Origin of the sequence: Candidatus Bipolaricaulis anaerobius, from assembly GCF_900465355.1 — a bacterium.
GTDB classification, from domain to species: domain Bacteria; phylum Bipolaricaulota; class Bipolaricaulia; order Bipolaricaulales; family Bipolaricaulaceae; genus Bipolaricaulis; species Bipolaricaulis anaerobius.
The window spans coordinates 288,731-308,917 of sequence record NZ_LS483254.1 but is presented as its reverse complement, the minus strand read 5'-3'; the positions used below and the strand labels follow the sequence as shown (position 1 = coordinate 308,917).

The following is a 20,187-nucleotide window of genomic DNA, read 5'->3' as shown; positions in this document are numbered from 1 at the left end:
GGCCCTCCTTCTTGGCGAGGCATCTCCCCATCGCTCTCCCCGCACCGCGGACGAGGTGAACCCCGATCGCGGCGCGCAGCCGTGAAGATGAGGTTGGGCTCTGATCGGTGGTCCGAAGGTGGCTACCTTCACCACACAGCCGAGGTGTATACTGCACTGTCTCAAAGGAGGTGCCATGGGTAGGTCGGTGTGGATGGCGATACTGGGCATGGTCATGTGCTGTGCCCTCACCGCGGGAGCTACGGTCAACCTCAACCAGGTGTACTGCTGGGAAGAGAATGGGTACTGTATCCGCTATCCTGCGGAGTGGGTCGCGACTAAAGAAAACGACTACACGCTCCTTCTCTCCGGCAAGGCAGGGACGGATGCCTATTACACCACGGTCACGATCGCGAGTTTTGCCTCGACCCTCCTGGGCGGCCGCTACGAGACCCCACAGGACCTCCTCAACGCCTACAAGTGCGATCTCGTCTCGGGAAGCTCCTTGGTATGCATCGACACCACCGGTTACCCCACCGGGACCGGCTACGTCGCCGAGTTCAGCCATGAGGGGGAGACGTTCCGCCAATGGCGCGTTGTGGCGGCAGGGGCCGACAACAGGGTGTTCCACTCATGGGCGTTCACCGCTCCCACCGACCTCTTCCCGACCTACCTCCCCCTCGCCGAGGCGATGTACGCATCGTGGACCCTCGATGGCACCTCGGGGGCCATCGGCCCCGGAACCGCCGTGACCGGGGCGAGCATCACGGTCATCTTCGAGGCGCGGGGTCGGATCCGCCGCCTCGCCACGTGCAACAGCGATTCCGATCTCAGCCTGGGCCGCTGCCACACCATCACCTACAACCTGAACATCACCGCGCCGGGCTACGTCGCCCTGTCGCTGGTGTTTGAGCGGGGGCAACAGATTCGTGCCACCTTGTACGACCCGGCGGGGAAAAGAGTCACGTTCCGTCCCGGTAGCTTTACCGATGTGTACACGGGAGCCCATGCTGTCTCCCCAGGGACGTACACGATCAAGGTGGGTCCAGAACTCTTCGGCGCGGAGTCGGAGTTCGAGCTCACGGTGTACTTCAGCGCACGGGAGTTCTCCGTGGACGAGCTCGCGGCCCTGTACGGGCCCCGCAACCGCTACCTCAACCGCTAACGACGGCCTCTCACCTCAGCCAGCGAGGGGACAGGCAGAACCGAGCGACGGGGCGCTCGGCGCACCCCGTCGCTCGGGGAAACGGGACCTCCTTAGCGGCCCATGAGCCCCGGCCCCCCACCTCCCCGGCCATGGGACGTGAACCCTCCCTCTCTCGCGCGGCCAAGGCCGGCGCACCCCCCCAGGAGGTCCAGCTGCTCCTCGGTGATCTTCCCATCGGCGACTGCCTGATCGAGCACCGCGTCCAGCGCCCTCCGGGTCTCGATCCTCGCCTTCATCTCTCTCGCCTGGTCCTCGGTGATGGTCCCGGCCGCCAACGCTGCATCGATCATCTCGATCTCCGCCTGGTCGAACGCGGCCCTGAGCGCATCCTTCGTGATCCCGAGGTTCGCGGCCACCTTCGCCCAGAGGTCGGGTCGGGTTGCCGTTGCGTCTGCTGTCTGGACATCCGTGGTCTGACCGAGCACCACGAACGCCGTGGCGAGCCCGGCCACGAGTGCCAGGACTCCCGTCAGCACGATCTTCTTCTGCCTTGTCATCGTGGTTCCTCCTTGCCCCCAAGTGCGGAGGCACAACGAGGATCCTCGAGGGCGATGGAGCACCTCCTTCAAACCCATGGCAGGGACGTGGACGAGGGCGGCCCCGGTTACCCACCGCCCACGGGCGGGAGGAGGGTGAGAACGGCGCCGTCAGAAAGTGGGGTCGCGAACCCTTGTTTGAACTGGACCGCCGTCCCGTTGACGAGGGCCAAGACGTGGCGACCGATCCGACCATCGGGTCCGTAGATCCTCTCCCGCAAGACGGGATACCGTTCCCCGAGCGCCGCCACCGCCGCTGCGACGTCCGCCCCGGAAGGGAGGTCGAGGGAGATCGGATCCTCACCGATCTCCGTGCGGAACGGGAAGAAGATGTGGACCTCGACCCTCACCGGCCTTCGACGAGCAGCCGCGACAGCGCGCGCTGGCGGGGGATGAACTCGAGGAGGCGTTCATCCACAAGCCTGCCCCCCCGCACGCGGACCTCGCCGTCCACCATCACAAGATCGGCGTACTGGGCCCCGCAGTGGATGAGGGCCGCCACGGGGTCGGCCGCGCCGGCGAACTCGAGCGCGGAAAGATCAAACAGGACGAGGTCAGCGCACTTCCCCTCTTCCAGGGAACCGATCTCCTCCTCGCGGTGGAGGACGCGCGCCCCGCCGCGAGTCGCGAGTTCGAGCGCGGTGCGGGCGCTCATCGCCTCCGCCCCCTGCTTCACGCGGGCCAAGAGCATCGCCTGCCGCGCCTCGCGGACCATGTTCGAGGTGTCGTTGGAGGCGGACCCGTCCACGCCGAGGCCCACCGCCATCCCCTCCCGCAGGGCCTCCGGCACAGGGGCGATCCCCGACCCGAGGATCATGTTCGAGCTCGGACAGTGGGCCATCCCCACCCCGGCCCGCGCCAGCCGCCGGATGTCGTGCGACGTGAGGTGGACGAGGTGGGCGAGCCACGCGTCGCCAGCGAGCCAGCCCACGTCCTCCAGGTAGTCCACGGGCCGCATCCCGAACTTCGAGAGGCAGAACGCCTCCTCATCGGTCGTCTCGGCGAGGTGGGTGTGGAGGAGGACCCCGTGCTCCCGGGCCAGTTCAGCCGTCTCCCGCATCAGCTCCGGGGTCACGGAGAACGGGGAGCAGGGGGCGAGGGCGATCCGCACCATCGCCCCGAACGAGGGGTCGTGCCACTGCGCGATGAGCCGTTCGCTGTCAGCGAGGATCTCCTCTTCGCTCTGGACCACATCCGGCGGAGGAAGGCCTCCCTCGTCGCGGGAGAGCGACATCGAACCCCGGGTGGGATGGAACCGGATCCCCACCTCCCCCGCCGCCTCGATCTCGAGGTCAGTGAGCCGCTCCCGCCCGCGGGGGAAAAGGTAGAGGTGGTCAGTGGTGGTGGTGCAGCCGGAGAGGAGGAGCTCGATACACCCCACGATCGCCGAGGTACGCACCGCATCCTCGTCGATCCCCCGCCACACCTCGTACAGGAACAGAAGCCAGTCGAAGAGCTTCTTACCTTGCGCCCCCGGCACGGCGCGAAACAGGGTCTGGTAGAGGTGATGGTGGGTGTTCACCAGCCCTGGGATCATCACCCGGTCGCGGCCGGAGACGACCTCGTCGAACGGCCCCCGCGGAGCAGGTCCGGTCCCCAGTGCGGCGATCCGGTTCCCCGCGACGAGGAGCCACCCCCCCTGGAGTTCACGCCGGTCCCGGTCGAAGGTCGCGATCGCGTCCACGTCGTGGAACAGGATCCTCTTCAGCGAATCCTCCTCAGTTCCCGGGCGAGCCCGCCCTCACAGCGCGAGGTCGGCCCGAGGGCAGGCATCGAGGAATGCCGCGAGGAGGGCGATCGCAGCCTCGATATCGTCCACATGGGCGGCCTCCACCACGGAGTGCACGTACCGCGTGGGGACGGACAGGGTCACCACCGCCGCCCCTTCCCGTGCCAGCTGGATCGCGCCCGCGTCGGTCCCTCCGCGGGGCAAGATCTCCATCTGATACGGGATCTTCTTCTCCTCAGCGAGCTCAACGAGGAACCGCACGAGACCGGGATGGGAGATGGAGGCGGAGTCCTTGACCTTGATCGCCACGCCCTTCCCGAGCTTCGTGACCTGCTCGTGGGCGGACACGCCGGGCATGTCGCAGGCCAGGGTCACGTCGAGGGCGACGCCGATGTCGGGGTTGATCGCGAACGCGCTCGCCCGCGCTCCCCGCAGCCCGACCTCCTCCTGGACCGTCCCCACGAAGTACACATCGGCCTGGTGCTTCTTCAGCAGCCGCACGGCCTCGATCCCCACGTACACCCCGACCCGGTCGTCGAGGGCCTTCCCCGACACGAGATCCCCGACGCGGGCGAACGACTGAACGAGGGTCACCGGATCCCCCACCCGCACTGCCTTTGCCGCCTTTTTCCCGGGGAGCCCGATGTCCACGAACAGGTCCTGGATCCGGATCTCCTTCTTCCTCTCCTCGTCGGTGAGGATGTGGACCGGCTTGGTGCCGATGAGGCCGAGAAGGGGCCCCCCTTTGGCGTGGACGGTGACCCGCGACGCGATGAGGGTCCGCGGATCGAACCCTCCCACGGGCTCAATCCGCAAGAACCCCGTCTCCTCATCCACGTGGGACACGAGGAACCCGATCTCGTCCATGTGGCCAGCCACGACCACCTTCGGGCCCTGGCCCTTCTTGTGGGCGATGAGGTTCCCGAGCCGATCCACTTCCACCGTATCCACATGCCCCTTCAGGGCGCCGCGGACGATCGTCCGCACTTCCTCCTCCCGGCCCGGAACCCCGGCCGCCTCGGACAGCTTGCGCAGAAGCTCCACTGACCCCTCCTTTTCTCCCGGCCATGGTATAGGGAAGGTGGCGAGGACACAACTACCTCTCCCCCTTCACGGGCGCTAGAATGGAACTCAAGGAGCCCAAGATGATCCCGGTGCGCGATGGTCAGCCGAGTGGGGTCGTGCCCTACGTCACGATCGCCCTCATCGTCCTCAACGTGGCCGCGTTCCTCTACACCCTGAGCTACTCGGATAGCTGGCTCGTGTTCCTCGATCGCTGCGAATGGGAGACCACGTTCGGGCAGTCCGCCCCGGGGCTCGATCCCGTCATGTACCGCCGGTACGGGCGGGGCTGCCTCTACCCCGTCACGGAACGGGATCAGTTTGTGATTCGGTTCGGGCTCATCCCCGCGGAGCTCTGGTCGGGGACGGACCTCGCGCCTACGGTGCCGTTCCCGATTTGGGTCACGATCCTCACCTCGATGTTCCTCCACGGAGGGTGGCTCCATCTCCTGGGGAACATGCTCTACCTTTGGATATTCGGGGACAACGTCGAGGCCGCTCTCGGGCGCGGGAGGTTCCTCCTCTTCTATCTTCTCACCGGGGCATGGGGGGCGGTGCTGCAGGCGGCGGTGAGCGCCCGCTCCACGATCCCCATGATCGGGGCGTCAGGGGCGATCGCGGGGGTGCTGGGAGCCTACCTCGTCCTGTTTCCCTGGGCCCGCGTGCTCACCGTGGTCCCCCTGTTCATCTTCCTCCATTTCATGGAGATCCCGGCGCTCCTGCTCCTCGGGTTCTGGTTCCTGCTCCAGCTCTTCTCGGGCCTGGCCGACCTCGGGGGAGCGGAGGGGGTAGCGTGGTTCGCCCACATCGGTGGGTTCATCGCGGGAGCCCTCCTCGTCTTTCCCTTCAAGCGGCGGGAGGTGGTCCCGGGCCTCGTGACCTGGTGGCGGTGGCAGCGCCACCGCCAGTCCTGGCGGTGAGGGTGGGGAAGGTCCTCGGGATCGATGAAGCGGGGCGGGGGGCGGTGCTCGGGCCCCTCGTCGTAGCGGGAGTGTGCGTCGCGGAGGAGGACCTCCTAGGACTATGGGAGCTGGGAGCGCGCGACTCCAAGCGCGTCCCGCGCGGGGAGAGGTGCGCTTTGGTGCGGGCGATCGCGCGGTCGGGGGTCCGGGCAAGGGCGGTCGTCGTCCCGGCCGCAGCGGTGAACCAGGAGAACCTCACCTCCCTCGAACGAGACGCAGCCCTGCGGATCGCGTCCGCCCTCTCCCCGGACCGGATCGTGATGGATACCCCGGTCGGGCCGCGGGCCATCCCCAAGTTCAGGGATTCCCTCTCCGCCCGGTCGGGGCTCCCCCCGGAGGGAATCTCGGTGGTCCCCAAGGCGGACCGCGACCATCCGGCCGTCGCGGCGGCCTCGCTCCTGGCGAAGGTGGTGCGGGATGGGTACGTGGTCGCCCTGCGCCGCCAGTTCGGGGACTTCGGGTGGGGCTACCCCGGGGAGGCCAAGGTCCAGCGGTACCTCGCCTCGTGGCTGGCCGATGCGGGGACCCTCCCTCCGATCTGCCGCACCCGGTGGCGAGGTGTCCAGGTCCTCCTTTCGCCACAACCCACGTTGCACCCCAGCCGAATCCAAGGGAGAATGGGCGAAATTGCGGTGAGAGGACGAGAAGGAGGGACTCATGCCCAAGCGCACCTACCAACCCCATCGTCGGCGCCGGTACCGCGTCCACGGGTTCCTGGCCCGCAGGCGGACACCGGCCGGACGGGCCGTGCTCGCCCGGCGAAGGAGCAAGGGACGGCACCGGCTGACGCCGGCGTGACGCCCGGCAGAGGAGGAGCTTGACCAAGAAGCGCGTGTACGAGATCGCCCGTGACCTCGGGATCCCTTCCAAGGACCTCTTGGAGGCCCTCGTCGCATTGGGGATGCCCGGACTGAGAGCGGTGAGCACGGTGACCGACGAGGAGGCGGACCTCATCCGCGAGTTCTTCCGGGAGCGGGTCCCTCCCACCCCCAGCGAAGCTCCCGCAGAAGCGAAGGCCCCTCCGAAGCCGCGCGGGACGCCCCGCCCACCCGTCGTGGCCGTGCTGGGCCACATCGATCACGGGAAGACGACCCTTCTCGACGCGATCCGCAAGGCCCACGTCGCGGAAGGGGAAGCGGGTGGGATCACGCAGTCCATCGGGGCCTACCAGGTGTCCGTCCACGAACGCCTCATCACGTTCATCGACACCCCCGGCCACCGCGCGTTCACGGCGATGCGGGCCCGCGGGGCGCAGGTCACGGACATCGCCATCCTCGTTGTGGCGGCCGATGACGGGGTGATGGCCCAGACCCTGGAGGCGGTGGACCACATCAAGGCAGCCGGCGTGCCGATGATCGTCGCCATCAATAAGATGGATAAGCCCGGTGCGAACAAGGACCGCGTCCTCCAGGACCTCGCCAAGCTCGGATACACCCCGGAGGAGTGGGGGGGGACGACGGTCACGGTCCCCGTCTCCGCCCTCACCGGGCAGGGGGTGGATGAGCTTCTGGAGATGATCCTCCTCGTAGCGGACATGGAGGGGATCTACGGGGATCCGGAGGGGAAGCTTGAGGCGACGATCATCGAGTCGAACCTCGACCCAACCCGGGGACCGCTCGCGACGGTTGTGGTGAAGAACGGGACCCTCCGGGAGCGGGACGTGCTCGTGGCGGGGAGCACGTGGGGCCGGGTGCGGGCCCTCCTCGACCACCGGGGCGCGCGCGTTGCCGCCGCTGGCCCAGGAACGCCGGTCCAGATCCTCGGCTTGGATGGGGTCCCCCCAGCAGGGGAGGCGGTCGAGCGGATCGAGAACCCCAACGAGGCCCGCCGCATCGCAGCAGAGAGGGCGCGGGCCAGTATGGAAGAGCGGCGGGCAGTGCGGGCCCCCAAGACGTTCGAGGAGCTCATCCAGATCGCCCAGACGAAGAAGCTCGTCGTGGTGCTCAAGGCGGCGAGCACAGGCGCCCTCGATGCGGCCAAGCACGAGCTGGGAACGCTCAAGGCCGATGGGGTGGAGCTCGAGCTCCTCCACGCCGGCGTGGGGCCGATCACGGAGTCCGACGTCCTTCTCGCCGCGGCGGAGGAGGAAGGCCAGCCCCTAGTCGTCGGGTTTGCGGTGCGGGTGGATGGCAAGGCGGCGCGGCTGGCCGAGCAGCGGAACATCCCCGTGCGGACCTACGACATCATCTACGACCTCACCCAGGACGTGGGACGGGCCCTGCGCCGGCTGCTGGGGCCCGAGTACCGCGAGGTCAAGGTGGGCGAGGCCGAGGTCCTCCAGACGTTCGACATCGAAGGCGTGGGCCGGGTCGCGGGATGCTCCGTCCGCGCGGGGCGCGTCGTGCGGGGGGGGAGGGTCAAGGCGTTCCGCAACGGGGAAGAGGTGTTCGTGGGAGAGATCGCATCCCTCAAGCGGTTCACCGACGATGTGCGCGAGGTGCAGGCGGGCCGGGAGTGCGGGATCCGCATTCGCGACTGGAACGATGTTCGTCCCGGGGACACCCTCGAGATCTACACCGTCGAGGAGGTCCTGGTCTAGAGCGATGCCCGTGGGCGTGCTTCAGGTGCGGCTGAGGCTCCCCGGTCCGCGGACCCTAAAGGAGAAGCGGTCGGTGGTGGCACCGGTCCTCGCCCGAGCGAGGCGGGAATTCAACGTGTCAGCAGCGGAACTGGATAGCTTGGACGATCCCAAAAGCGCGGTCCTCGGGTTCGCTTGCCTCTCCAACGCTCGCCGGCACACCGATGAGGTGCTGATGAAGCTCCTCGACACGCTCCAGGGAAGCCGGGACTACTACATCGAGGGGCACAACCTCTCCATCCTGTGATGTCCACTCACAACCGCTCCCGGCTCGTGGCCACGATCGCCCACGAGGTCGCCGCGATCCTCGAGTTCGAGGTCAAGGACCCCGCCCTCCGCGTCGCGTTGCCCACCGTGATGGGGGTGCGGCTCTCCCCGGATGGGGAGGAGGCGGTGGTGGCGGTGGCCCTCCAGGGGGGGGCCGCGGATCAGGAGAAAGCCCGTGCTGCCCTGGCCCACGACCGCGCGTTCATCCGGGCCCGGCTCGCCCGCCGCCTCTCCGTGCGCCGGATCCCCAAGCTCACGTTCGTGCTCGCAAACCCGCTCGGCTACACCGTGCCGATGAGAGGAGAGAACGATGGCTGAGATTCGAGTGCCGGTGCTTCCGCTCGCCTCGGGCCTTCACGGCGCGGGGGAGGACCTGGTGCGTCCCGTTGTCGAGGCGTTTCGGGAGCGGGCGAACGTGGAGCTGGTCGCGGTGGAGGAGGAGGCGATCGCGGCCGAGCCGGCCCACTTCCTCCTCATCCTCACCGGGGGAACGGAGAGGAAGGCCCTCGCGTTCGCTGACCGGGCGCGGGGACCGATCGTCCTCCTCACGCACCCCGGCCACAACTCCCTCCCCGCAGCGCTCGAGATCGCGGCCCGCCTACGTCAGGACCACCGCCCAGTGTGGCTTTCTCACCTCGGGGCAGAGGAGGTAGCCCTCCCCGTCCTGGGGCAAGCGGTGGCCCTCGCCCGGAACCTGAGGGGGAAGGTGGTGGGGCTGATCGGGGACCCCTCTCCATGGCTCGTGGCCAGCTCACCGAGCCCGGACGCGCTCGCGGGGAAGCTCGGGTGGACCGTGCGTCCATTCCCGCTCGATGCCGTCCTCGCCCGCCTCCCGCGGGAGGGGGCAACCCCGATCGGAGGAAACGGAGAGGGGATCGGGGAGGGGGAGCGAACGATGGCGAGCCGTGTCCACGCTGCCCTGGCACAGCTGGTCGAGGAGGAAGGGTTGGACGCCCTGACCATCGCCTGCTTCGGGCTCCTCCCCCACCGGATGACCGCGTGCTGGGCCCTGGCGTGCCTGTCCGATGCCGGGATCCCGGGAGGGTGCGAAGGGGACCTGCCGGCACTGCTGGCGCTGATCGTCGCGCAGGAGCTGACCGGCAGCCCGGGGTTCCTCGCCAACCCCGCCGACCTCGACCTCAAGAGGGAACGGCTCATCCTCGCCCACTGCACGGTGCCCCTCTCCCTCGTCGCCTCCTACCGCCTGCGGACCCACTTCGAGTCGGGGCTCGGCCTCGCCGTGGCGGGGCGGGTTCGCCCTGGCCCCTACACCCTCGTCCGGTTCGGGGGGAAGGGGTTGGAGGAGGGGTTCTTCGTCGAGGGGTCCGTCCTCCCCGAGCACCCAGATCGGGAGGACCTCTGCCGGACCCAAGTCGCCTTCAAGATGCCCAAAGGGGCCCTCGCACGCCTCCTCCGCGAGCCCCTCGGGAACCACCACGTCCTCATCCCCGGCCGCCACCGGGCCGTCCTCGCTGCGTTCCGGGACCTCTTCCTATCGAGCTAGAACAGCCCCTTCGACCCTACGGCAAGGATCCAGGTCTTGGCTGGATCGCCGGGGTCCACCTCCCCCAACTTGAGGCCGACGTTGACGAGGACCTCGCGCGACACGGGGAAGTAGAGGATGATGTTCCCCATCCCCAGCCCAAAGAGGGACCCGCTCTCGCGACCGAAATACGCCGATAGCTGGAACCGGCCTGGGTTCCCACAGCACGGGACCACCGGCCCCTCAAGCTGCCACAGCTCGAAGAACTGGGCGTACCCCGTAACGGAGGAATCCTGGAGGGGGTTGAACGAGGTCGCGAGGCGCAGGATGTAGCCGCTAGCGAGTTCGCATTTGATCTCGATCCCGTAGAGGTCGAAGCCCGACAGCCCGAACCCTGTCTCCGGCGTGGCCAGGGCCACCAGCGGCCTGACACAGGCCACGAAGCCTGAACTCACCCGCAGCGAAGGCTCGAGCTTCTTCTCGTCTACGGTGAACGTGACCTCGATGTCGAAGAAAGTCTGAATGGCCCCGCACCCTGGACATGGGATCTCGACGTCCTTGATGAGGAGGCTCAGGTGGTCAAACCCGGCTTTGGTCTGCGCGAAGTTCAGTTCCCAATTCGTGGGGCACCCCTCACAGATCCATGGGCCCCGGAGGGTGAGCTTTTGCTCGCCGAAGGTGGGGGTGAGATGGACGAACGTAGTCCGACTGTCGAACGCGATCGGGCCGAGCGCCCCCTGTACCTGGAACGTAGCGTAGGTCCCTTCGAGGTAGACAGTCAGCGTTCCATCGCCCTCCACAATGCGGAAGATCCACGCACCGCTGGTCAGTTCCCATCCCCCCCCGGACGGCGACACCGACGCCCCAGGGGAAAGGGTGTACCCATGGTCCGCGAACTCCTCGCGTAGCGGATCGGCGATCTGTCCCAACGCCAGTGCGGTCACGATCTCATCCACGTTCTCGGTCACGACGAACAGGAACCCCGATGGAGAGTAGAAGGTGTAGGCCCAGGTCACCCCTGCGATCGTCGTGCGGGCGTCCACGTTCCACGATCTGAACGTCGGACCGGTGGGATCGAAGTCGAGGGTGAGGGTGATGGGAAGGCGCCAAGGGCTGGGCCAGGATCCATCGAGAGCGACCCGCGTCGTGCCCACGAACGACGTGAACCCCGCGTCGGTCCAGGTCGCCCGCAACGCCTGCTCGAAGTAGGTGAACCGTGCCTGGACGCCGAAGACGAACCGGTAGCTATCCAGGGCGAACGTCGGCCCGGACCAGCCAAGCTCCGCCTCGCTGGTGAACACGAATGGGCTCATCGTGGCCCCGGGTGAAAAGACGACGAGCTGCACCGTCCCGAGATCCCACTGCCCTTGATCGGTCTGGACGAGGTAGTGCACCCAATCCGTCCCGGAGAACCCGGCGCGGGGGATGTAGGTGAGGTAGGGAGGGATCCCAACGAGCACACCCTGGGTGGGGAGTTCAAGGATCGTGTACGCCAGGCCCTGATCCCCCGTAGCGAGGACAAACAAGGTGGGGGTGTCGAAGGGGACAAACACCACCTGCATCGGAGCGTCGGCCGCCCACCCGGACAAGGCCATCACGACTGTAGTCGCTACACCTATGATCCTGAACGCACGCATGTTCATCCTCCTTGCTCCTCACGCGGGTCACCAGCGGCGAGATGGGTGCCCTCGTCGGGCGTTCCCTTCAGCGCGATGAGAAACGAGAACGCCTCACGGTGCTTGACCACGGTCAGAATGTAGGCCCCTGCTGGCAGGGACCGCGTGGCGACATGAAGCAACCCCGCGGCGTCCCAGTCCGTGGCTGGCGACTCAAGGTGGACACCCTCAGCTCCCACCCAGCACATGCCCACCCAGCTCACCTCTCCGCCCGGAGGGAGGAGCACTGGGATCACCTCCCCGATAGCGAAGACCCCCGCGCGTTCGGTGAAGATGTACCACACCTGGACCTGCTGGCCGGCAAGATGCACCGCCAGTTCGGCCAGGCCTACCTTGGAAAGCGCGTCTGCATCGCCAATGTAGTGGGTGGGGATCTGAGGCGTGACACAGAGCTTGACCAGCCCAAGGTCGATCGCCCCATAGGGGTCAGCCACGGAGAAGGTGATCTCGTCCGTTCCCCAAGAGCCCAGCTCGGGGATGTAGGTCAGGTGGGGAGGATCCCCCACCAACTGCCCATGGTGGGGGCCACCAAGGACGGTGAAGGTCAGCGGATCGCCGTCGGGGTCAGAAGCTGCCAGCTCGAACGACGCTGGCACGCCGGGGATCACGTTCACCACCATGAGCTCGGCCCGCGGAGGGAGGTTGACTTCCGCCCCCAGGCCGGCGCATGTCAGTGGCACCACGAGGGCAATCAAGGCGATGGCTCGTTCCAGCATGGAAGACATGGTTGCCGGTCCTCGCTGCCTTGAACCCGGCGGCGGGGCAGGTCCCGATGGAAGATGGTGAGGTGCGGTAAGGAGTTAGTTCCGTGATACAGGCTACGCTGCTTCCGGTCGTTCTCGTTCGGGATAGGTGCGGGGGGAGCACGGCGGACCCTAGCGCTCCCGTTCCGGCTCGCGATCGGCCTCAGAAGCGAAGTTGCCACCCAATTGCCGCACCGCCCCAACCCCATCGGGGCAACCTCGGCTCAGGTCCTGCCCGTGGACGGGGAGGAGGGCATCCTTGCCGTACGGACGGGCACCAGTGCTTGACCTGAAGGGCCGTAGCGCCCAAATTGACGCTGATCGCCTTGACACCCACTAGAATTCGGCTGGGGCGCGCGATCTCACACCGCGGATCCGGAAACGATTGGGAGAATCAAAAGATGCCACGCCGTGCCCCAAACCAAACCGTCCCGTAATCAGGCCTGGGCACGCTTTCTAGGGAAATGCACGATCGGGGGCGAGAGTTAGCTCGCGATCACACGCCGAAGGGTTACCATTGAGTTGGAATGGGTGAAGAAAGGGAACGATGTCCGGCCGAGGTGGCCATCGATCTCCTCCAGGAGAAGTGGGTCTTGCACATCATTCGGGCCCTGCTCGACGGGCCGCGGCGGTTCAACGAGCTTTCTCGCACCGTGGGCGGCTGCAACCCAGCCACCCTGGCCCAACGGCTCGATCGGCTGGAGGAGCTGGGGATCGTGAAGAGGACAGTGCACTCGGTGATGCCCCCGCACACCACCTATGAGCTCACCCAAGCTGGGCTAGCGCTCCGGGAGGTCATCGGGGCCATCGACCGCTGGGCCCGCCAGTACCTTTCCCCACCGCTCTCAAAAGAAGGCTGACTGGGCACAAGACTTGTGTACCCGCCGGGATGGGGGACAAGCCCCTAGCCTTCGGCTCAACTGGCCGGTATTTAGGTGATTTCGGTCAGGGGGATCTGGGGGAGAGCACTTGGGTCGGCGACGTCCTTATGCACGAAAAGTCCGCACCAGCACCGCTTCATCACGTCGAAGTGCTTGCGGTGGAAGGGGATGCAGGGACAAACGATCAGCATATCCTCCTCCCGGTTCCCGGTGCGGCCCTGACAGGGACAGTAGGGAGCCCCGGTCTTGCGCTCAAGCAAAACCTCCTGCTCGAGCAAGAAGTCCACGAGCTCCTCGTCGGGGCTGAATTTGTAGCCAAGCACATCGACCACCCTCCCAAACCACTCCCGCAGCTCACGCTTCCGCGCCTCGATCTCCATCTCCCCTCCCGACTGAACGATGGTCAAGGGATCTTCAGGAGTTCCTTGTAGCGGTCAGGACGGTAACCGACCACCGTCGTCTCGCCGATTATGACCACGGGAAAAGCACGGGCCCCGCTCAGGCGATACACTTCGTCCATCACCTTCTCCTGCTCCTCGCCCTCCAGAAGGTCCACATCCACAAAATCGAACTCCACGTGGTTATCGGTGAAGAACTGCTTGGTCTTCCGACACCACGGGCAGGTGCTTATCGCGTACAAGAATACCTTTTTCTCCTCCATGCTAGTCTCCTCGTACGATGAAAAGCTTCCCCGCGGCCTCCCGGACCGGGTAAGTGGGGAGCCTGATCTCCGGGGCGGCGAGGAACTCGCCGGTGCGGATATCGAACCGCCAGTCGTGGCACGGGCATTTCAGGATGTAGCCCTCCAAAGTCCCCCGGGCCAATGAGCAGCCAAGGTGAGGGCAGCGCTCATCCAGAGCGTACACCTGCCCCTGGCGCCGGACGAGGAGGATGGGAAGCCCGGCCACGGAGACGGCCCGGAGCTCTCCCTCGCCAATGGCATCCGCTTCGGCCACAACTGTCCACGCGGGCACGCTAACCTCCTCAGTCAACAGGCGCGAACTCCGCCTTAGGGGTCCCGCATACCGGGCAGACCCAGTCGTCGGGCAGGTCATCGAAGGGCGTGCCCGGCGGGATGTCTGCACTGGGGTCGCCCACATCCGGGTTGTAGATGTAACCACAGGTCGGACACTGGTACTTCTTCATCGTCTCTCACCTCCTCTTTTTGCCATGTTCTATTTGGTCTTCGGTCAGGCTCATGGCGTCGCCCAGGGCGGCCGCCAAGGTGCGCGGCGCCGCCGCATCCCCGAGGATGAGGAGCCGGGGCAGTCGCCCCTGGAGCTTTTCATAGAGCTCGTTTTTCGGGGCCCAAACCCCCGTCACCACGATGGCGTCTACCCAAGTGATCTCCTGTCTTGTGCCGTACTGAACGTTGAGGAGCGTTGCGGTGCCCAGAGCGAAGCCGGTCACCACGCTCATGGGATAAAGCCCGACATCCCGGCCGCCTAGGCGCTGATAATAAGGAATGGAAACAACGACGTTTATGTCCTGTCCGTTGAAAAAGACCGGGGTCACCCAATGGACTGTCTTGCCTTGCCCGAGCAGGAGTTCCACCACGCCGGCCCCCTCCTCGGTGGCGTCGTTGTCCATCACCAAAAGCGTTTCCCCCTCCACCCGTCCCGCGAGCGCATCCAGGGTGTGATACAGGTTGCCCGCGGCTTCCACGCCCGGGAGCTCGGCCACCGGCATCGCCCCGGTGGCGACGATTACGATGTCGGGCTGCTCCAAAAGGACGGCATCCACATCCGCTTCCACGCCGAGCCGGACCTCGACCCGGGCAAGCCCGGTCACCGTTTGTTCCAGGTAACGGCCGGCACCGGAGACGCCGCGGCGATTGGGCAGGGCGCTTTCCCAGTTCACCCGTCCGCCGAGCCGCCTCTCCTTCTCGAAGAGCACCACCTGATGCCCGCGTCGGGCCATGGTTTCGGCGGCTTTCATCCCCGCTGGCCCTCCGCCCACCACCACTGCCTTCCGGGGCCGTCGCGTGGGCCTGTAAAAAAACTCGGCGCCGAACTCACGCTCGTAGCCCGAGGTGGGGTTGACCACGCAGGAGATGGGCAGGTTCTGAAGCAGCCGGCCGATGCACTTCTGGTTGCAGCCGATGCAGCCGCGGATTTCCTCCGGCGCCCCACGCTGGGCCTTCTCCGCCCAGTAGGGGTCAGCGATGAGCGCCCGGGCCATGCCGATCATGTCACATGCCCCATCGGCGAGCGCTTGCTCGGCGGTCTGCGGCCACACGATGCGTCCGGTGCCGATCACCGGCACGTTCACCGCCTGCTTGATGCGCGCCACGTCTCCAAGCAAGTAGCCCATGGGGATGGTCATCGGTGGCACCATGTAGTGCATGGACTCCCAGGTGCCCGCGTCGGTGTTGATGTAGTCAGCCACAGTGGCGAACATCCTGGCGTACTCCACGGCCTCATCTACGCCGTAGCCGTGGGGGATATACTCGTTTAGGCACAGGCGGACGCCCAAGGGGACGTCGCCCTGGGCGTCCCGGACGGCTCGCAGCACCTCCATCACGATCCGGGCGCGGTTCTCGAGCGAGCCGCCGTAGGCATCGGTGCGCTTGTTCTTCGCGGGGGAGAGGAATTGGCGCAGGATGCCGTCGTGGGCCACCTTGATCTCCACCCAGTCGAAGCCGGCGGCGAGCACATTTTCCGCCGCCCGGGCGAAGGATGCCACCAGTTCCTGGATTTCGTCCACCGTCATCGCCTTGGGGAGCTCGCGCACCGTGAGGTCTGGGACGGCCGAGGGCGCCCAGGCCGGGCCGTGCGTCTCCGCGCTCTTGGTTTGATTCCCGAAGTGGGTGAGCTGGGCATAGATCCTGGCCCCGTAGGCGTGGACGGCATCCACAATGGCCCGGAGCCCGGGGATGCTCTCCGGGCGGTAGGCGTCGACCAGGCCAGCATAGGTGCCGCTACGGTGGACGCCCAAACTGGGGACGCCGATGGCCCCGACGCCGCCCCGGGCCCGCTCCCGGTAGTAGTAGAGCTGTTGACGCGTGGGCAGGTGGTCGTTGCTGCCGAAATGGGGCTCATGCGGAAGCCAGAGGATGCGGTTCTTGATCTCCACCCCACGCAGCGTGATCGGCTCAAAAAGCCGGGGATACTTCAACTCTTTTCCCATTTTTTGACTCCTTTTGTGACCCCGCCTACTCCAGGGGGTAGGGGAAATTTGGGAGTGACCAGATGTGCGCCGCGATCAAGACCACCAACACAGCCACGAACATGTACCACCGGGAGTGGAGGCGGGAAAGCCCCCGCTTGACCTTCGGCGAGGCGTTGGTAAAGCGTAGGGTGATGCCAACGCCGGCCATCCAGACGAGCAGCGCCACCAAGAGCCAATGCAACGGCGAGGCATACGGGCCTAACAGCGCCGCGTGGGCGATCATGGCCCCGACCATGGCCAGGTTGCCGATGTAATGTACGTAATGCCAGCGGCGCCGCAGTCCGTCGAGCCAGGCCCAGCGGCTCTTGGGGGCGATCAACCTTTGCACGAGATGGAAGATCACTGCCAGGTTAGCCACTAGGAAAAGGAGAGCGGCCAACCCCCCAAGATTGAGGCCCACAGCGACCAAAGACGGTATCTCTTGCGGCATGTTCTCCCCCTTACGACGCTGATTTCAGATCTCGACCTTAATGGTGTTCCCCTCCACCTGGACCCGATAGGTGGGGAGATCGTAAGTCTTGATCTCGGCCATGAGGGACCCCAGGCGCTCCATATGGTGGACGAATGACTCGGGAAGCCCAGATGGCATCGGTCCTCCCTCCGGCGGTTCGCTCTTCACCTTGCCGGTGGTGACATCGAACCGGGCCCCATGCATAGGACAGGTCAGGATGTTTCCGGCCAGGGTTCCCTTCTCCAAGGGGGCGTTCATGTGCCCGCAGCGGCGGGCGATGGCATAGATCTTCCCATCGCCGTTGGCCAGGACGATTTCCTTGCCCCCTGCCTCCACGGCCTTTAGCCCTCCTGGCGGCACATCCCGCACCTTTGCCACCTCGATCAACATGTTCCACCTCCTGACGCGTCCGTCGAGAGCAACGCCCGCCAGACGCTATGCCAACAGTATACGCTATAGAATGCCAAGCGTCAAGCCACCGCTCCGACCTCCGCTCCATCCCGGTGGACCGTGGCCACCCGAGAGCATCCTCGCCTTGGCACGCGGTTGAGGCGTTTCGTGTAGTGGGCCAGGAGGTCGTTACCACCCCAACCTGTTCTGTCGGCACTGACCTTGCCCACTATCAGGGGTGGAAATAGCATGGAGTCCTCACCTAGATCGCATCCAAGCTTCCGCAGTTTCCAGAGCGAGGGATTCCCGTCCATCCCCGCCCCATAGTGAGGCCAGACCAGGTTCTAGTAGTGCACCCAACCAGCTCCCTACTAGAAGGCCATTCTCGCTGCGGATCTCTCCCCAGGTGCGAGAGCTCCACTCAGCCGCCTTTCTCCTTCCCATGCCGCCGAGCTCGCCTAAGAGGAGCACCACCTGCCTCCAACTGCCTTCTCCCCATGGCCTCTGCCTGGCGACGATCTCCGGGCGCACCAAGAATAGTCGGTTTCCTTCCCCTGTTCCGTCGTGTATACTTCCTCCTTCAGCCGATGAACCCAAGGTACGTGCGCGAGAAAATCCTGAAGGGGCCCATCCTCCCGACGATGCTCCTCCTGGCCTGGCCGGCGATGCTCACCGGGGCCGTACAGGCGCTGTACAACCTCGTGGATGCGTTCTGGCTCGGGAAGTTGAGCACGGCAGCGATGGCCGCACCGGGGATGGCCTGGCCGATCCTGTTCTTCTTCATGTCGTTCGCCGGCGGATTCCAGGCTGCCGGGACGGCGTTCGTAGCCCAGCATTACGGGGCCCACGATCAGAAGGGAGCAGAGGAGTCAGCCGGACAAATCCTAGGCTTCCTTGCCCTGGCATCGGTCGTCCTCGGAGCAACCGGGTTCGCGGCTGCCCCCGCGGTGCTGCGTCTCATCCGTGCGCCGGAGGATCTCTTTCCTCTGGCGCTCCTCTACCTCCGGATCGAGTGCGCAGGGCTCCCGTTCATGTTCCTTGCCCAGGCGTTCGGCGGCCTCATGGTGGGGTTGGGGAACACCCGCCTCATGATGTACCTACACGTCTCCTCACTCCTTCTGAATGCAGTGCTCGACCCGCTCCTCATCTTCGGCTGGGGGCCCTTCCCGGAGTGGGGGGTAGCCGGCGCGGCGCTTGCGACCGTCCTCTCGCGCGTTCTCATCGCCGTGGTCGGACTGACGATCCTCTTCTCCGGCCGAGCAGGGCTACGGGTCCACTTTAGGAATCTCCGGCCCCGCCGCGCGCGGCTCCTCCCCATCCTCCGGGTGGGCCTCCCCAACGTCCTCGATCAGACGAGCAGCTCGCTCGGGTTCGTGGTGATGATGGGGCTCGTGTCCGGGTTCGGGACGGCGGTCGTGGCCTCCTACACTGTGGGGAACCGGTTCATCAACCTCGTCAATGTGATCAGCTTGGGAGCGGCGAACGCCCTCGTGGCGATGATCGGCCAGAACCTGGGGGCCGATCAGACCGAGCGGGCGGAGACGATCGCCCGCCGGGGGATCACCGCCACGTTCCTCTCCCTGATCGGGGTGTACTGCCTGGCCTTCTTCCTGCGCCGCCCGCTATTCAGCGTGTTCGTGGCCGACCCCGACGTGATCCGGGAGGGCAGTTGGTTCATCGCCGTGTTCGGGACCTCGATCCCGTTCTTCGGCCTGTTCGATGGAGCGGCGGCCACGTTCCGCGGCTCGGGCCACACCGTGCCGCCGATGGTGATGTCCATCGTCCGGCTGTGGGTGTTGCGGGTCTTTTTGTCCTGGGCCCTTGCCTATCCACTGGGGTTCGGGACGACGGGGATGTGGGCGGGGATGGCCCTCAGCAACTTCCTGGCGGGGATCGCCCTCGTCCTGTGGCTCGGGCGCGGGACGTGGAAGAAGAAGGTCATCCGCGTCCCGGTGGCCGCCCAGGGGGCCACCGAATGAAGGCCGGTTCAACCGACGCCAACCGCCGTAGCGTGGCGAGCTCTTCCCGTTCCCCCAACCGCGCCCGTTCCACTGCCCGGCGGAGGATCCCGATCGTTCGATCGTAGGTCTCCCGGTCCACCGGGTAGAGGATCCCATCCTTCCCGCCGTGGGCATAGGCGAACCGGGCCGGATCGCGGAACGAGACGGGGGTGCCGTAGAGAAGCTCGGCCAGCAGGGCGAGGGCCCGCAGGCCCTTCGCCCCCACCCCCCGGGTGCGGAGGAGCCCCGCAAAGTCCGTCGCCTCGCTCGCATAGGAGGAGAGGAACACCGTGCGCAGCCGCTGGGGGTCGAGATCGGAGACGAGGAGGGCGTGCCGACGGGGGAGGGTCAGGGCCTGCAAGCGCGAGAGTTCGCTCACCAACCGCTCCGGCGGCTCGCGGGCGACCTCGGGGATTGCCCTCCGCAACCCATCGGCTTCCCGCGCCACGAGGTTCAGGACGAGATCGGACCGCGGTCCCACGATCCCGGCGTGGGGCTCGCACACGAAGTCCGCAACGGCCTCGGAGAACCAGTGGTAGCGGCGGGCCAGGCCCGTCTTCTCGCTCATCCCCTGCTGGACGACACACCACCGCCCTGCCCGATCGAAGAAGAACGCATGGTGGTAGATCTGAAACCCATCCTGGAGGGCAGCGGAGTCCACCTTGGCCGCCATCCGCGACGCGTCGGCGAGCGGCCCTGGCTCGACGGCGAGCCGTGGCGCGGCCTCCGCAATCTCCAGCGGCGTTCGCCGCGAGGCAGCCCCCTTGCCCCCTGCTCCGTACAGGCCGATCTCGTCCCCCACCGCGCGCAGCGCCTCCTTCACCGCCCCGCAGGTGGTCGTGGTGAGGCCGCTCGAGTGCCAGTCGAACCCGAGGAGGGACCCCAACGCTTGAAACCAGCGGGGGTCAGAGAGCCGGGCCAGCACCCCTTCTGTCCCGAACTCATCGGCGAGGGCGAGGACGATCTCCCGCGCCAGGAGGACCATCCGCGCAAACAACCACCGCGGGGCATGGCCCTCGTGGAGGGGAAGGTCCGCGGTCCCTGTGTGTCCCGCCATCGGCGGCCATGGTAG

General features: G+C 66.5%; 23 protein-coding genes and 1 pseudogene. 10 read left to right on the top strand and 14 right to left on the bottom strand.

Translation table 11 applies throughout. The features are described from left to right. Positions 1–175: 175 nt before the first annotated feature. On the top strand, positions 176–1,144 hold the full coding sequence (locus tag BARAN1_RS01525) for a hypothetical protein (RefSeq protein WP_157959373.1): 969 nt from the start codon (positions 176–178) through the stop codon (positions 1,142–1,144). 92 nt (positions 1,145–1,236) lie between these two features. Here the strand turns inward: BARAN1_RS01525 and BARAN1_RS01520 are convergent, their stop codons facing one another. From BARAN1_RS01520 to BARAN1_RS01505, 4 genes are all read right to left on the bottom strand, one after another. Beyond that, complete coding sequence (locus tag BARAN1_RS01520) at positions 1,237–1,683, bottom strand: hypothetical protein (RefSeq protein ID WP_122030578.1); 447 nt, start codon at positions 1,681–1,683, stop codon at positions 1,237–1,239. A gap of 107 nt (positions 1,684–1,790) precedes the next feature. Beyond that, positions 1,791–2,072, bottom strand: a complete 282-nt coding sequence (locus BARAN1_RS01515; RefSeq protein WP_122030577.1) for a ubiquitin-like small modifier protein 1 — start codon at positions 2,070–2,072, stop codon at positions 1,791–1,793. Further along, positions 2,069–3,406 (bottom strand): 8-oxoguanine deaminase, encoded by a 1,338-nt coding sequence (locus tag BARAN1_RS01510; RefSeq protein WP_231944276.1) that lies wholly within the window; start codon positions 3,404–3,406, stop codon positions 2,069–2,071. The genes BARAN1_RS01515 and BARAN1_RS01510 overlap by 4 nt, the downstream gene beginning before the upstream one ends. Before the next feature lie 57 nt (positions 3,407–3,463). After that, positions 3,464–4,495, bottom strand: a complete 1,032-nt coding sequence (locus BARAN1_RS01505; RefSeq protein WP_122030575.1) for a M42 family metallopeptidase — start codon at positions 4,493–4,495, stop codon at positions 3,464–3,466. Between the two features lie 101 nt (positions 4,496–4,596). Here BARAN1_RS01505 and BARAN1_RS01500 point away from each other — a divergent pair, with 101 nt between their 5' ends. From BARAN1_RS01500 to BARAN1_RS01475, 7 genes and pseudogenes are all read left to right on the top strand, one after another. Beyond that, positions 4,597–5,433: a rhomboid family intramembrane serine protease gene (locus tag BARAN1_RS01500; RefSeq protein ID WP_122030574.1), complete on the top strand. Its 837-nt coding sequence runs from the start codon at positions 4,597–4,599 to the stop codon at positions 5,431–5,433. Then, positions 5,397–5,987: pseudogene (locus tag BARAN1_RS06655) on the top strand (hypothetical protein); the annotation flags it as partial. The gene BARAN1_RS01500 and the pseudogene BARAN1_RS06655, both read left to right, overlap by 37 nt. Before the next feature lie 145 nt (positions 5,988–6,132). Next, positions 6,133–6,273: a 50S ribosomal protein L34 gene (gene rpmH, locus BARAN1_RS06570; RefSeq protein WP_162297769.1), complete on the top strand. Its 141-nt coding sequence runs from the start codon at positions 6,133–6,135 to the stop codon at positions 6,271–6,273. 19 nt (positions 6,274–6,292) lie between these two features. Beyond that, positions 6,293–8,014, top strand: coding sequence for a translation initiation factor IF-2 (infB, locus tag BARAN1_RS01490; RefSeq protein WP_122030572.1), 1,722 nt, complete (start codon positions 6,293–6,295; stop codon positions 8,012–8,014). 10 nt (positions 8,015–8,024) lie between these two features. After that, on the top strand, positions 8,025–8,300 hold the full coding sequence (locus tag BARAN1_RS01485; protein ID WP_157959372.1) for a DUF503 domain-containing protein: 276 nt from the start codon (positions 8,025–8,027) through the stop codon (positions 8,298–8,300). Beyond that, positions 8,300–8,638 carry a ribosome-binding factor A gene (locus BARAN1_RS01480; RefSeq protein ID WP_122030570.1) on the top strand — a complete coding sequence of 113 codons (339 nt, stop codon included), beginning with the start codon at positions 8,300–8,302 and terminating at the stop codon, positions 8,636–8,638. Before BARAN1_RS01485 ends, BARAN1_RS01480 begins: the two co-directional genes overlap by 1 nt. After that, positions 8,631–9,824 (top strand): hypothetical protein, encoded by a 1,194-nt coding sequence (locus BARAN1_RS01475; RefSeq protein ID WP_157959371.1) that lies wholly within the window; start codon positions 8,631–8,633, stop codon positions 9,822–9,824. The genes BARAN1_RS01480 and BARAN1_RS01475 overlap by 8 nt, the downstream gene beginning before the upstream one ends. On the opposite strand, the gene BARAN1_RS01470 is transcribed toward BARAN1_RS01475, so the two are convergent. Continuing rightward, on the bottom strand, positions 9,821–11,440 hold the full coding sequence (locus BARAN1_RS01470; RefSeq protein WP_157959370.1) for a hypothetical protein: 1,620 nt from the start codon (positions 11,438–11,440) through the stop codon (positions 9,821–9,823). The genes BARAN1_RS01475 and BARAN1_RS01470 overlap by 4 nt on opposite strands. Positions 11,441–11,442: 2 nt before the next feature. Continuing rightward, the gene (locus BARAN1_RS01465; RefSeq protein ID WP_122030567.1) at positions 11,443–12,195 is read right to left on the bottom strand and encodes an Ig-like domain-containing protein; all 753 of its coding nucleotides are present in this window, start codon (positions 12,193–12,195) and stop codon (positions 11,443–11,445) included. Positions 12,196–12,749: 554 nt separating this feature from the next. Here BARAN1_RS01465 and BARAN1_RS01460 point away from each other — a divergent pair. After that, the gene (locus tag BARAN1_RS01460; RefSeq protein WP_122030566.1) at positions 12,750–13,082 is read left to right on the top strand and encodes a winged helix-turn-helix transcriptional regulator; all 333 of its coding nucleotides are present in this window, start codon (positions 12,750–12,752) and stop codon (positions 13,080–13,082) included. A gap of 71 nt (positions 13,083–13,153) precedes the next feature. On the opposite strand, the gene BARAN1_RS01455 is transcribed toward BARAN1_RS01460, so the two are convergent. The 7 genes from BARAN1_RS01455 to BARAN1_RS01425 all read right to left on the bottom strand — a co-directional run bounded on the left by BARAN1_RS01455 (position 13,154) and on the right by BARAN1_RS01425 (position 17,115). Next, positions 13,154–13,483, bottom strand: coding sequence for a ferredoxin-thioredoxin reductase catalytic domain-containing protein (locus BARAN1_RS01455; protein ID WP_122030565.1), 330 nt, complete (start codon positions 13,481–13,483; stop codon positions 13,154–13,156). Between the two features lie 23 nt (positions 13,484–13,506). Continuing rightward, positions 13,507–13,764: a glutaredoxin family protein gene (locus tag BARAN1_RS01450; protein ID WP_122030564.1), complete on the bottom strand. Its 258-nt coding sequence runs from the start codon at positions 13,762–13,764 to the stop codon at positions 13,507–13,509. A 1-nt stretch (position 13,765) separates the two neighbouring features. Continuing rightward, positions 13,766–14,077, bottom strand: a complete 312-nt coding sequence (locus tag BARAN1_RS01445; protein ID WP_231944275.1) for a Rieske (2Fe-2S) protein — start codon at positions 14,075–14,077, stop codon at positions 13,766–13,768. Between the two features lie 10 nt (positions 14,078–14,087). Further along, positions 14,088–14,249 (bottom strand): rubredoxin, encoded by a 162-nt coding sequence (rd, locus tag BARAN1_RS01440; RefSeq protein WP_122030562.1) that lies wholly within the window; start codon positions 14,247–14,249, stop codon positions 14,088–14,090. Positions 14,250–14,255: 6 nt separating this feature from the next. Continuing rightward, on the bottom strand, positions 14,256–16,232 hold the full coding sequence (locus BARAN1_RS01435; protein WP_122030561.1) for an oxidoreductase: 1,977 nt from the start codon (positions 16,230–16,232) through the stop codon (positions 14,256–14,258). 25 nt (positions 16,233–16,257) lie between these two features. After that, positions 16,258–16,632: a hypothetical protein gene (locus tag BARAN1_RS01430; protein ID WP_231944274.1), complete on the bottom strand. Its 375-nt coding sequence runs from the start codon at positions 16,630–16,632 to the stop codon at positions 16,258–16,260. Positions 16,633–16,728: 96 nt separating this feature from the next. Further along, positions 16,729–17,115 (bottom strand): Rieske (2Fe-2S) protein, encoded by a 387-nt coding sequence (locus tag BARAN1_RS01425; RefSeq protein WP_122030559.1) that lies wholly within the window; start codon positions 17,113–17,115, stop codon positions 16,729–16,731. 587 nt (positions 17,116–17,702) lie between these two features. On the opposite strand from BARAN1_RS01425, the gene BARAN1_RS01420 reads away from it, so the two are divergent. Beyond that, positions 17,703–19,094, top strand: a complete 1,392-nt coding sequence (locus BARAN1_RS01420) for an MATE family efflux transporter (RefSeq protein ID WP_157959369.1) — start codon at positions 17,703–17,705, stop codon at positions 19,092–19,094. Here BARAN1_RS01420 and BARAN1_RS01415 read toward each other — a convergent pair. Further along, positions 19,054–20,172, bottom strand: a complete 1,119-nt coding sequence (locus BARAN1_RS01415) for a DUF763 domain-containing protein (RefSeq protein WP_122030557.1) — start codon at positions 20,170–20,172, stop codon at positions 19,054–19,056. The genes BARAN1_RS01420 and BARAN1_RS01415 overlap by 41 nt on opposite strands. Positions 20,173–20,187 lie beyond the last annotated feature (15 nt).